The sequence below is a fragment of the Arthrobacter sp. LT660 genome (assembly GCF_056172845.1).
In genome coordinates, this window is record NZ_CM149651.1 from 503,059 (window position 1) to 515,763 (window position 12,705).

Here is a 12,705-nt window from a genome sequence, read left to right on the forward strand (position 1 = left end):
GGGGGACTGCTGGGGCGGATTAGCCCTCCGAGGTGGTCACCAGCGAGGCGACGGCCTCCCGCAGCTGGGCGACACCGCCCACGCGGTCGTTGAGGTGGAGCCTCAACACCGGACGCCCGAGGTCGGCGAGGACCTGCCCGTCCCCGGCCGCCTGGGCCGAGATGAGCTGGCCGAACGTGAAGGGCCGCTCCGGGATGGAGATGTCCAACGCGGAGTCCGCGGTGATCAGCAGGTACACGCCGACCTTGGGTCCTCCCTTGTGGAACTGACCCGTGGAGTGCAGGAAGCGCGGGCCCCAGCCGAACGTGGTCGGACGCCCCGCCAGCGCGGCGAAGTCGTCCCGTAGGTCCGCGAGGTCCGCCTGACCCACCCGGTCCAGGTAGGCCTGGATGCTGACGTAGCCGTTGGCGGGGACCACATCCAGCAGCCGCCGCAGGGCCTCCGCCACGGTCTCGACGCCGTCCAGCAGCCCCGGTGTCGCGCGGAGTTCGATGTCCCCGTCGACCGCTTCCGAGGGCTGCGGTTCCGGCGTTGCGTCCAGAAGCCCGCGGGCGGCGTTCTTGGCGGCCTCGACGTCCGGCTGGTCGAACGGGTTGATGCCGAGCAGGTGCCCTGCGACGACCGTCGCGTACTCCCAGAGCATCAGCTGGCTTCCGAGGGACCCCGAGACGCACACCTGGTCGCCCAGGGGAGCCGCGGCGTCGTCGGAATCGGTGACGAGCCGCACCAAGAGGACATCGTCGGCCTGGGTCACGGTCTCTGGCGCGCCGGGCTCGGCGACGACGGGCAGCACTCCCGTGCCGTGCTTGCCGGTCGACTCGGCGATGAGCTGCTCCGCCCAGTCGGCGAAGCCCACGATTCCGGAGCCCTCGTCCACGAACACGATCTTGTCGCGCAACGGCGACGTCCCGGCCAGGGCGGCCCCGAGGCACAGGCCGATGTTGTCGGCGTCGTCCTCGGCCAGGAATTCCGCGGCTTCCTCGGCCTCGTCCAGCAGAGACCCGATGTCGACACCGGCCAGGCCGGTGGGAACGAGTCCGAAGGCCGTGAGCGCGGAGTAGCGGCCGCCGACGTTGGGGTCGGCGTTGAAGACCGCACGGTATCCGGCCTCGCGCGAGGCCTTGTCCATGGGGGATCCGGGGTCCGTGACCACCACGATGCGGCTCGCGGGGTCCAGCCCCGCGTCGCCGAAGGCCTGCTCGAACACGCGACGCGCCGAATCGGTCTCCACCGTCGAACCCGACTTGGAGGAGACGACCAGCACGGAGGTGGACAACCGGTCGGCTAGGGCGTTGCCGACCATCTCCGGATCCGTGCTATCCAGGACGACCAGCTCGACGTCGGCCGTCGCGGCGATCACCTCGGGTGCGAGGGAGGAACCACCCATCCCCGCCAGGACCACGCGGTCCACGCCCTCGGCGCGGAGCTCGTCGCGCAGCCGCAGGATTTGTTCCACGAGCGGACGGGACGTCTCGCCGAGATCGACCCAGCCCAGCCGCACCGCCGCTTCGGATTCGGCCTCCGGTCCCCAGAGGGTGTGGTCCTTCCCCGCGATGCGCGAGGCGACCCTGTCTTCGACCAGGCGCGGCACGTGGGCCTCGATGGCGGCCAGCGCGGCCCCCGTCGCCTGGAACCCGAGGGCGCTCACCTAGGCACCGGCCTTGGCGGAGTCCAAGGCAATGCGGACGTCCTCGAGCAGTTCGGCCCAGGAGGCCTCGAACTTTTCGACACCCTCCCGCTCCAGCAGGCCAACGACGTCGTTGTAGTCGATGCCCTGCGCAGCGAGGGCGTCCAGGACGGCGTTCGAGTCCGCATAGGTTCCGGTGACGGTGTCGCCGGTGACCTCGGCGTGGTCGGCGGTCGCATCGAGCGTCTTTTCCGGCATGGTGTTCACGACGTGGGGCGCGACCAGCCCAGTCACGTACATCGTGTCCTGGTACGCCGGGTCCTTGACGCCGGTGGATGCCCACAACGGGCGCTGCGGGCGCGCGCCCGCGGCAGCCAGAACGGCCCAGCGCTCCGAGGAGAAGAGCTCCTCGTAGACCTGGTAGGCAAGCCGCGCGTTGGCCAGTCCGGCCTTGCCACGAAGCGACAGGGCCTCTTCGGTGCCGACGGCGTCCAGCCGCTTGTCGACCTCGGCGTCCACGCGGGAGACGAAGAAGGAAGCCACGGAGTGGAGCTTGGACAGATCGTGGCCGTTCTCCTTGGCCTCCTCGAGTCCCTGCATGAACGCGTTGACCACGGCGCGGTAGCGCTCCAGCGAGAAGATCAGCGTCACGTTGACGCTGATGCCCTCGGCCAGGGTGGCCGTAATGGCCGAGAGGCCTTCGAGGGTCGCGGGGATCTTGATCAGGACGTTTTCGCGGCCGACCTTGTCGTGGAGCTTCTGGGCCTCGGCCGCGGTCGCGGCGGTGTCGGCGGAGATCCGGGGATCGACCTCAAGGGAGACGCGGCCGTCGACGCCGTCGGTTGCCGTGGCGACGGGCAAGAAGAGGTCGCACGCTTCGGCGACATCGGACGTGGTGATCTCGAAGACGGCGCGCTCGACGTCGGCGCCCGCGGCCGCGAGCTCGGCGACCTGCGCGGCGTAGGACGCGTCGCCGTTCTTCAGCGCGGCGGCGAAGATCGACGGGTTGGTCGTCACACCGACGACGTTCTTCTCCTCGATCAACTTGCGCAGCGAACCCGACTCGAGCCGGTCGCGGGACAGGTCGTCGAGCCAGATGGAGACTCCGGCGGCCGAAAGGGCCTCGGTGTTGGGGTTGCTCATGCTTGTTTCCTTCCGTGGATCGTCAAGGGGCTGGCGGTGTCGAGGCTAGCGGGTGGCGGCGAGCGACTCGCGTGCCGCTTCCGCCACCGCCTCCGACGTGATGCCGAACTCGCGGTACAGGGTCTTGTAGTCGGCCGATGCGCCGAAGTGGTCCAGCGAGACGATCCGGCCGGCGTCGCCGACAAACTCGCGCCAGCCCATGGCCACACCGGCCTCGACGGACACGCGTGCGCGCACGGCGGCCGGCAGCACGGACTCGCGGTAGGCGGCGTCCTGCTGGTTGAACCACTCGATGCACGGCAGGGACACCACACGCGTGGGAATCCCCTCCGCCTGGAGAGCCTCGCGTGCCTCCACCGCCAGCTGGACCTCCGAGCCGGTGGCCAGCAGCAGCACCTGCGGCTCGGCCGGTTGGCCGGCGTCGGACGCCTCGGCCAGCACGTAGCCGCCGCGTGCGACGCCGGAGACGTCGGCGAATCCGCCCTCGGGCGAGCGGTCGTAGACAGGGACGTTCTGGCGCGTCAGGACGATGCCCGCCGGGTTGGAGTTGTTCTCCAGGATGGTCTTCCAAGCCCAGGCGGTCTCGTTGGCGTCCGCGGGACGGACGACGTCGAGGTTCGGGATGGCGCGCAGGCTGGCCAGCTGTTCCACGGGCTGGTGCGTCGGGCCGTCCTCGCCGAGGCCGATCGAATCGTGCGTCCACACGTAGATCGACGGGACGCCCATGAGGGCGGACAGGCGGATCGCGGGACGCTGGTAGTCGGAGAAGATCAGGAAGGTGCCGGAGTATGCGCGGGTCTTGCTGGAGAGCACGATCCCGTTGACGATGGAGGCCGCCGCGTGCTCGCGGATGCCGAAGTGCAGCACGCGACCGTACGGGTTGCCCTTCCACGAGTCCGTCTGGCGCGACTCCGGGATGAACGACGGGGAGCCTTCGATCGTGGTGTTGTTGGAGCCGGCGAGGTCCGCGGAGCCGCCCCAGAGCTCGGGGAGCTCGGCGGCGATGGCGTTGATGACCTTGCCGGACGCCGCGCGCGTGGAGACGTCCTTGCCGGCGTGGAACGTGGGCAGGTGCGATTCCCAGCCTTCGGGCAGTTTGCCGGCCTCGATGCGCTCGAGCAGGCTGGCTGCCTCGGGGGAGCGCTGCCTCCAGGCGTTGAACGCCTCGTCCCAGTCCGCGCGCGCCGCGGCGCCGCGGTCAACGACGCCGCGGGCGTGGGCGAGAACGTCGTCGTCGATCTGGAAGGACGCGGAGGAGTCGAAGCCGAGGAGTTCCTTCAGCCCGGACACCTCGTCCTTGCCCAGGGCGGAACCGTGGATGGCCCCCGTGTCCTTCTTACCGGGGGACGGCCAGCCGATGACGGTCCGCAGCGAAATGATCGAGGGTCGGCCGGTCTCCGCCCTGGCGGCGGACAGGGCGGCGTCCAGTGCGGCGACGTCCTCGACGTACTCGCCGGTCTCGGTCCAGTCGACGCGCTGCGTGTGCCAGCCGTACGCGGCGTAGCGGGCAAGGACGTCCTCGGTGAAGGAGACGTCGGTGTCGTCCTCGATCGAGATGTGGTTCTCGTCGTAGACCACCACGAGGTTGCCGAGTTCCTGGTGCCCGGCGAGCGAGCTGGCCTCGCTGGTGACACCCTCCTGCAGGTCGCCGTCCGAGGCGATGACCCAGACGGTGTGGTCGAACGGGCTCTCGCCCTCGGGCGCCTCCGCGTCCAGCAGCCCGCGCAGCCGGCGCTGGCCGTAGGCGAATCCGACGGCGGAGGCGAGGCCCTGGCCCAACGGACCGGTGGTGATCTCCACGCCGGGCGTGTGTCCGACCTCTGGGTGGCCGGGGGTCTTGGAGCCCCAGGTACGCAGCTCCTGGAGGTCGTTCAGCTCCAGGCCGTATCCGGAGAGGAAAAGCTGCAGGTACAGCGTCAGCGAGGTGTGACCGGGGGAGAGCACGAACCGGTCGCGGCCCACCCAGGACGGGTCCGAGGGGTCGTGGCGCAGGTGCCGCTGGAAGATGAGGTAGGCGGCGGGGGCGAGGCTCATGGCGGTTCCCGGGTGGCCGTTGCCGACCTTCTCCACGGCATCGGCGGCCAGCACGCGGACGGTGTCCACGGCTCGCTCGTCGAGCTTCGTCCAAGTGAGTTCGCTAACTTCTGTCTGTGGCGCCACGGTGTGGTCCCTCTCTGTGGTCGGGCGGGTCGTGAGGGCGGGAAGGCCGGACCGAGAGGGCGGAGCGAAGCCCACGCACCCGTAGCCGAACCGGTTATGCCGCCGCTGGCACTTCGCCCCAACCCTATCCCGGGGGCGGGCGGCTGTGCCCGTTTATGGCCAAAGATTGACGCGGCTTTCGCCGACGGGGCAATTGTCCGCCGCCCGGCGGAATGACTTCTACGAGCCGTAAAAGGGTATGATGGCTTGGTCTGTCCGAATCCCCTGCAGAACTGAGTGGCATGTCCGTGAAGTTTGTCCCGACCGACTCTGCGCCGACCCCGCGTGCCTCCCGCCAGCCAGCGGAGTCCCCGGGCGCTTTCGCGGGCCGCAAAGCGCGGTCGTACCTCGCCCTGACGAAGCCGCGCGTCGTCGAGTTGTTGCTGGTCACCACGCTGCCGACCATGATCTTCGCGCACGGCGGATTCCCCCAGGTGGGCCTGGTTCTGGCGACGCTGCTCGGCGGCGCCATGGCCGCCGGAGCGTCCGGTGCCTTCAACTGCTACATCGACCGCGACATGGACAAGGTCATGAACCGGACCAAGGACCGGCCGCTGGTCACCGGCGACGTGACGCCCCGGGAGGCCCTGGCCTTCTCCTGGACGCTCGCGGTCGCCTCCCTTCTCGTCCTGTGGTTCGGAACCAATCCGCTGACGGCCGCCCTGGGACTCGCGGCCATCCTGTTCTATGTGGTGCTCTACACCCTCATCCTGAAGCGGCGCACAGCGCAGAACATCGTGTGGGGCGGCATCGCCGGATGCATGCCGGTCCTGATCGCCTGGGCCGCCGTGACCAACACCCTGGCGTGGCCGGCGGTCATTCTGTTCCTGATCATTTTCCTGTGGACGCCCCCGCACTACTGGCCGCTGTCCATGAAATACGCGGACGACTACAACGCGGCCAGTGTTCCCATGCTGGGGGCCATCGCCAGCGCCCAGCGCGTTTCGGTGCAGGTGGTCCTCTACGCATGGGCGACCGTCGTGTGCTCGCTGTTGCTGGTGCCCATGGGATACGCGGGAATCGTCTATACGGTGATCGCCGCGGTGACCGGCGGCTGGTTCGTCTACGAGTGCCACGTGCTGTACCGCGAGGCCCGTCGGAACCACGAACCCCAGGACATGAACCGCAAGGCCATGAAGGTCTTCCACATCTCCATCACGTACCTGACCCTGGTTTTCGTGGCACTGGCCATCGATCCGTTCGTCGGTAATCCCCTGTTCGGCTAGCGCCGGAAGATGTCCCGCGACGAAACGCCCCGTCCTCTCCGAGGACGGGGCGTTTCGTTGTCAACGTTTCGTTGTCTAGACGGAGGGACGTTGATTTATTGTCCGGCCGGCGATGCGGCCGGTGTCGCCGCCTGCTTCCCTTAGAGGGGGAACGCTGCCGTGCTGCGGTCCCACACGTTGGTCGCCGCCGCGGTCAGCAGCGACGAGCCCAGCATGTGCAGTAGGACCAGGCCAACCGGTAGGCCCGTGAAATGCTGCGTGTACCCGATGGCGGCTTGGGCAACCAGTACCACGCCCAGGAGAACGAGCGCCCTGCGCAAACCGGGCGCCGCCCGCCAACGGTAGGCCACGAAAAGGGCCAGAGCGGTCGCCGCGACGAGGAGATACACGGGTGCCACATGGATGCGCGTGACGAGGTCCGCGTTGAAGGCATGGCGCGGTGAACCGGCGTCGCCCGCGTGGGGACCGGTCCCCGTGACGATCGTTCCCAGCACGACGGCGGCCGTCGACGTCCCGGCGATCGTCCAGCCAAGGGCGCGCATGGTTCCGCTCAACGGCGGCACGGCGACCGTCCACTCGCGCCGCAGGAGCATTCCCGTCCGGTTGACCAGCAGCATTGCCGTCGCCACCAGGGCCGCCGAGGCCAGGAAGTGCAGGCTCACCACCCACGGGTTCAGGTTGGTCCACACGGTGATGCCGCCGATGAGCGCCTGGACCGGAATAACGCACAGGAGCGCCACCGCGAGCCGGAAAACGGTCCGGTGGGTCGCGCGCATACGCCAAACGGCGACGATCATGGCGACTGCGACGATCGTCAGGATGAAGGTCAGTGTCCGATTGCCGAACTCGATCAGCCCATGGATGCCCATTTCCGGCGTGGGGGTCATCGAACCCGGGACGCAGTTGGGCCATTCGGAGCATCCCAGGCCGGACTGGGTCAACCGGACGGCGCCGCCCGTCACGATGATGCCGATCTGAGAGGCGAGGGAAGCGATGGCCAGCGCGTGGACGCCGCGTCCCACAGAGGTGGGAAGGCGGTCGGTCCACTTCGCCTTGGTAACCGGGGTTGTCATGCGGGCGGCTCCAATCGGAACGGTCGGGAGAGGCGGGGCGCTAGTTCCACTTGAACCAGCGCGTCGCGGCGAAGCCGGCGAGCACGGTCCACACCAGCAGGACGAGGAAGGCTCCGCCGTCGAACGCGCCATGCATGAAGGCCGCCCGCAGGGCGTCGCCGAGAGCCGCGGACGGGAGCGCCTCCAGCAGGGGCTGCAGTATCCCGGGCAGGTTCTCCACCGGGATCATGATGCCGCCCACGGCGGCGAAGAGGATCCACACGAGGTTCGTGATCGCCAGGGTGGCCTCGGGGCGGACGGTCCCGGCGACGAGAAGTCCCAGGGACGTGAACGCGGCCGCGCCGAGGGCCAGCAGCACGGCGGCGAGGGCCAGCCCCCACGGTGCCGGACGCCACCCCAGGAGAAGCGCGGCTCCACCGATCAACACGATCTGGATGGCCAAGACGGCCAACACCGCCATCGACTTCCCGAAAACCAAACCGGCGCGTCCGAGCGGAGTGGTGGACAGGAACCGCAGCACGCCGTAGCGCCGGTCGAAACCCGTCGCGATGCCCTGTCCGGTGAACGCCGTCGACATGACGCACAGGGCCAGGACGCCGGGGGCCGCGGCGTCGATACGGTTGACGGCCACGCCGTCCAGGATCGCGGTGAACGTCAGTCCGAAGAGGGCCAGCAGCGGCAGCACGACAGCCAGCACCAATTGCTCGCCGTTGCGCAGCATCGTTGCGGCCTCGTAGCGGCCCTGGCGCAGAATGCGGGTGAGCTGGGGAGCCGCGTTGCCTGGCGCGACGCGCGCGGTGTTAGCCACGGGGGCCTCCCTGGGCGATTTCGAGGAACACGTCTTCGAGGCTGCGCGGTTCCATGCTGATGGCGGTGGGGAAGACCCCTTCGGCCGACCACCAGGCCGCGACGGCGGCCAGGTCTGTGGGGGAGCGGAGGGCGCGGACCCGGTACCGGCCGGGTTCTATCTCCAGAATGGGTTCTCCGCATTCCAGCCGCGGTGAGGTACCGCCGGCCACCAGTCCCGGCCGCGCGGAGAAGTCCAGCGACCGCGAGTCGGCGTCCGCCGTTGCCCGCGCCGTGAGTTCGGGGACGGTGCCTTCAGCGACGTTCGCTCCGCCGTCGATGATGTACACGTAGTCGGACAGCCGCTGCGCGTCCTCCATGAGGTGCGTGGTGAGCACGATGCACAATCCGCGCTCGCGAAGCTCCTTGATGAGGTCGAAAACCGCTCGCCTCGATTGCGGATCCAGACCCGCGCTGGGTTCGTCCAGGAAAACGACCTCGGGATCCCCGACGAGAGCGGCCGCCAGGGCGACGCGCTGTTTCTGGCCGCCGGACAACCGGCGGATGGTGGTGTGGGCGAACTCGTTCAGCCCCAACCGATCGGCCAGCGCAGGAACGTCGGCCGGTTGGGCGTACATCGACGCCACATGGTTCAGCAGCTGGAGGGGCCGCGACGCGGGCGGTAGACCTCCATCCTGCAGCATGACGCCCACGCGCGAACGCAATGAGGCGGACGCGTTCGACGGGTCCTCGCCGAGGAGCCGCACGGTGCCGCCGTCGGGCTTGAGCAGTCCCTGCGCGCAGGCCAGGGTGGTGGACTTGCCAGCACCGTTGGAACCGAGCAAAGTGGTGACCGAACCCGCGCGGGCGGTGAGGCTGATGCCGTTCAGGACCCGGACCATGCGGCCGTCAAGGGCGGCAACGGGACCGAAGTCCTTGCGTAGGCTGTCGACGACGAGGCGGGGTTCGGGTTCTGGCACCGGATCATTCTACGCCACGTAGAGTCCGGTCCCCGCTGGTCCGCGGAGTTAACTAAGGACTGCCTTGCTGGCGGGAGTCGACTCATTAGGTCATGATTGTGTTGTGTATTCTTCCCAGTCCATTGAGCAGGAAACGGTCCCCGCGACGCGTTCCGCCACCGGCGCGCCGGAAACCGAGGAGCGCACTCGGGACCGCGTGCTCCACGCGGTGCTCCAACAGGGGCCGGTCAGCGCCGCCGAACTCGGCGAGCAGCTGGGATTCACGCCCGCGGCCGTCCGGCGGCATCTGGACTCCCTCAGCAAGCAGGGGCTTGTCGAGGTCAAGCTGGTGGCCAACCAGGCTGCCGGTGCGGGACGGCCCGCCCGCCGCTACGTGCTCAGCCACCGCGGACAGCGGAAACTCGGCAACGACTACCTGGACATCGCCGCGGACGCCCTGGCCGAGTTGGGGCGCGCGGCCGGGCCAGAGGCCGTCAACGCCTTCGCCGCCAAGCGTTTCGCCGCCCTCGAGGACCGCTATCGGCCCGCCGTCGAGGCCGCCGGGGACTCGCTGTCCGGCCGCGCTGCGGCGCTGTCCGAGGCGCTCACTGCCGACGGTTTCGTCGGTTCGACCCGCGATGTCGGACTGAACCAGCCCACGGCTACCATGGTGAGCGTCCAGCTTTGCCAAGGGCACTGCCCTATCCAAGACCTGGCGCGCGAGTTTCCCGTCTTCTGCGACGAGGAAACCAAGGCGTTTTCCCGCTTGCTGGGCGTCGACGTACGGCGCCTATCGACGTTGGCCGGAGGCGGCCATGTCTGCACGACCCACATACCGGTGGGTCGCCAACAAACTCCTCAGCACACTGAGAAGAGAACTCGAGTCAAGATCACAAGGCAGGAGAGGCCGCGATGACGGATCAGATTGCACAGGAGACCGCTGACCCAGGCGTGATTTCCGACATCCTGGAGAGAAATCCCGAGCTCCAAGGAATCGGCACCTACGAATACGGCTGGTCGGACAAGAACGACGCCGGTGCCAACGCGCGCCGCGGGATCAACGACGATGTCGTCCGGGACATCTCGGCCAAGAAGGACGAGCCCGAGTGGATGCTCGACCTGCGCCTGAAGGGGTTGAAGTACTTCGACCGCAAGCCGATGCCGACCTGGGGCGCCGACCTCAGCGGGATCGACTTCGACAACATCAAGTACTTCGTGCGCTCCACGGAGAAGCAGGCCACCAGTTGGGAGGACCTGCCCGAAGACATCAAGAACACGTACGACAAGCTGGGCATCCCGGAGGCCGAGAAGCAGCGCCTCGTCTCCGGCGTGGCCGCGCAGTACGAGTCCGAGGTCGTCTACCACCAGCTCCGCGAGGATCTGGAGGCCCAGGGCGTCATCTTCCTGGACACCGACACCGGGCTGAAGGAACACGAGGACATCTTCAAGGAGTACTTCGGCTCCGTCATTCCCGTGGGAGACAACAAGTTCGCCTCGTTGAACACCTCGGTGTGGTCCGGCGGTTCCTTCGTCTACGTCCCCAAGGGCGTGCACGTCGACATCCCGCTGCAGGCGTACTTCCGCATCAACACCGAGAACATGGGGCAGTTCGAGCGGACCCTGATCATTGCCGACGAGGACTCCTACGTCCACTACATCGAGGGCTGCACGGCCCCGATCTACCAGTCGGACTCGCTGCACTCGGCCGTCGTGGAAATCATCGTGAAGAAGGGCGCCCGCGTCCGCTACACGACCATCCAGAACTGGTCGAACAACGTCTACAACCTGGTCACCAAGCGCGCGGTCTGCGAAGAGGGCGCCACCATGGAGTGGGTCGACGGAAACATCGGCTCCAAGGTCACCATGAAGTACCCCGCCGTCTACCTGGTTGGCGAGCACGCCAAGGGAGAGACGCTTTCCATCGCCTTCGCCGGCGAGGGACAGCACCAGGACACCGGGTCCAAGATGGTCCACATCGCTCCGAACACGTCCAGCTCCATCGTGGCTAAGTCGGTGGCCCGCAACGGTGGTCGCTCGGCCTACCGCGGCCTCGTGCAGGTCCGCGAGGGTGCCAAGGGATCGCGCAACTCCGTGGTCTGCGACGCCCTGCTGGTGGATACCATCTCCCGCTCGGACACGTACCCGTACATCGACGTCCGCGAGGACGACGTGACCATGGGCCACGAGGCGACCGTGTCGCGCGTCAGCGAGGAACAGCTGTTCTACCTGATGTCCCGCGGCCTGGCAGAGGACGAGGCCATGGCGATGATTGTGCGCGGCTTCATCGAGCCCATCGCGCGCGAACTTCCCATGGAGTACGCGCTCGAGCTGAACCGCCTCATTGAACTTCAGATGGAAGGATCCGTCGGTTAGTCATGACTGATACCGCAACCGCACTCACGGACGAAAAGGCGCGCATCGGCGCCCCGTCGATTTCCGGCTTCACCGAGGAGGGCGAGAACCTGTCTCCCGTCAACGAGGCCATCTCCCCGCTCGGCGGCGACAGCAGCAAGGCCCACAGCCACGGGCAGGGCGCCGGCGTGCCCGACTCCTCCCGCGCCGGACGGCTGACGAGCTACAACCTCGAGGACTTCGCCGCCCTGACCGGCCGCGAGGAGGATTGGCGCTTCACGCCGTTGAAGCGCCTCGGTGGCCTGCACAAGAACACGCTCGACGGGGTCGCGCCGTCCATCTCGGTCGAGGCCGGCGAAGCGATCCGCGTAGAGACCGTTTCCGCCGACGATTCTCGCGTCGGTTCGGTCGGCATCCCGGACGACCGGGTCTCGGCCAACGCCTGGAACGCCGTCTCCGAGGCGACGGTGCTGACGGTCCCCGCGAACACCGAAGAAGCCCGGGCGACGTTGACGCTCACCGGCAACGGTGCCGCTGCCTCCGCCCAGCACATCGTGCTGGTCGCGGAGCCCAACTCCAGCGCCGTCGTGGTCCTGGACCACGTCGGGAGCGCGGTCGTCGCGGAGAACATCGAAATCGATGTCCGCGAGGGTGCCCGGCTGACAGTCGTCTCCCTGCAGGCCTGGGACGATGATTCGGTTCACGCCAGCTCGCAGCAGGCCAAGATCGGCAAGGGCGCGTCGCTCAAGCACGTTGTCGTCTCCTTCGGCGGAAACGTCGTTCGGGTGACGCCGTCCGTTCGGTTTGCCGCTCCCGGCGCCACGGCGGAGATGTTCGGACTGTACTTCGCCGACGCCGGCCAGCACCTTGAGCACCGGCTCTTCGTGGACCACGCGGTCCCGCGCTGCACGTCGAACGTGCTGTACAAGGGAGCGCTGCAGGGCAAGGACGCGCACACCGTTTGGGTGGGCGACGTTCTCATCCGCAAGGCGGCCGAGGAAACGGACTCGTACGAGGCCAACCGCAACCTGGTCCTGACGGACGGCGCCCGGGCCGACTCGGTGCCGAACCTGGAGATCGAGACCGGACTCATCAAGGGTGCCGGCCACGCCAGCACCACCGGCCGCTTCGACGACGCCCACCTCTTCTACCTGATGTCCCGCGGCATCGACGAGAAGACGGCACGCCGCCTGGTGGTTCGGGGCTTCCTGAACGAGATCATCCAGCAGATCGGCGTCCCCGAGCTCGAGGAACGCATCAACGAAACGGTCGAGCGCGAGCTCGCCGCCACCGAACACTAGGCCCCGCGCCGCACCCCCCATCCCACCACGCCGGCGCGG

At 68.2% G+C, this 12,705-nt stretch carries 10 protein-coding genes; 4 read left to right on the plus strand and 6 right to left on the minus strand.

What is annotated here, in order from left to right; genetic code table 11:
- Window positions 1-19: 19 nt before the first annotated feature.
- Genes AC0QSG_RS02320 through tkt form a run of 3 tightly spaced genes read right to left on the minus strand, consistent with a single transcriptional unit; the run spans window position 20 to window position 4,930 of the window.
- Window positions 20-1,648, minus strand: a complete 1,629-nt coding sequence (locus AC0QSG_RS02320) for a glucose-6-phosphate isomerase (protein ID WP_475376522.1) — start codon at window positions 1,646-1,648, stop codon at window positions 20-22.
- Entirely contained in the window at window positions 1,649-2,770 is a 1,122-nt protein-coding gene (gene tal, locus AC0QSG_RS02325) for a transaldolase (protein ID WP_435726072.1), read from the minus strand.
- 45 nt (window positions 2,771-2,815) lie between these two features.
- A complete protein-coding gene (tkt, locus tag AC0QSG_RS02330; protein ID WP_475376523.1) occupies window positions 2,816-4,930 on the minus strand; it encodes a transketolase in 2,115 nt (704 codons plus the stop codon).
- Between the two features lie 281 nt (window positions 4,931-5,211).
- On the opposite strand from tkt, the gene AC0QSG_RS02335 reads away from it, so the two are divergent.
- Complete coding sequence (locus AC0QSG_RS02335; RefSeq protein WP_475376524.1) at window positions 5,212-6,195, plus strand: heme o synthase; 984 nt, start codon at window positions 5,212-5,214, stop codon at window positions 6,193-6,195.
- A gap of 140 nt (window positions 6,196-6,335) precedes the next feature.
- Here the strand turns inward: AC0QSG_RS02335 and AC0QSG_RS02340 are convergent, their stop codons facing one another.
- From AC0QSG_RS02340 to AC0QSG_RS02350, 3 genes are read right to left on the minus strand one after another with little or no spacing between them, the layout of a single operon-like run.
- Window positions 6,336-7,268, minus strand: a complete 933-nt coding sequence (locus AC0QSG_RS02340) for a COX15/CtaA family protein (protein ID WP_435726075.1) — start codon at window positions 7,266-7,268, stop codon at window positions 6,336-6,338.
- 40 nt (window positions 7,269-7,308) lie between these two features.
- On the minus strand, window positions 7,309-8,076 hold the full coding sequence (locus AC0QSG_RS02345; protein WP_435726076.1) for an ABC transporter permease: 768 nt from the start codon (window positions 8,074-8,076) through the stop codon (window positions 7,309-7,311).
- Entirely contained in the window at window positions 8,069-9,034 is a 966-nt protein-coding gene (locus AC0QSG_RS02350) for an ABC transporter ATP-binding protein (RefSeq protein ID WP_475376525.1), read from the minus strand. The genes AC0QSG_RS02345 and AC0QSG_RS02350 overlap by 8 nt, the downstream gene beginning before the upstream one ends.
- Window positions 9,035-9,137: 103 nt before the next feature.
- Here AC0QSG_RS02350 and AC0QSG_RS02355 point away from each other — a divergent pair, with 103 nt between their 5' ends.
- From AC0QSG_RS02355 to sufD, 3 genes are read left to right on the plus strand one after another with little or no spacing between them, the layout of a single operon-like run.
- The gene (locus tag AC0QSG_RS02355) at window positions 9,138-9,929 is read left to right on the plus strand and encodes a helix-turn-helix transcriptional regulator (protein ID WP_475376526.1); all 792 of its coding nucleotides are present in this window, start codon (window positions 9,138-9,140) and stop codon (window positions 9,927-9,929) included.
- Entirely contained in the window at window positions 9,926-11,386 is a 1,461-nt protein-coding gene (gene sufB, locus AC0QSG_RS02360) for a Fe-S cluster assembly protein SufB (protein ID WP_435726079.1), read from the plus strand. The genes AC0QSG_RS02355 and sufB overlap by 4 nt, the downstream gene beginning before the upstream one ends.
- A 2-nt stretch (window positions 11,387-11,388) precedes the next feature.
- The gene (sufD, locus tag AC0QSG_RS02365; protein ID WP_435726080.1) at window positions 11,389-12,666 is read left to right on the plus strand and encodes a Fe-S cluster assembly protein SufD; all 1,278 of its coding nucleotides are present in this window, start codon (window positions 11,389-11,391) and stop codon (window positions 12,664-12,666) included.
- Window positions 12,667-12,705 lie beyond the last annotated feature (39 nt).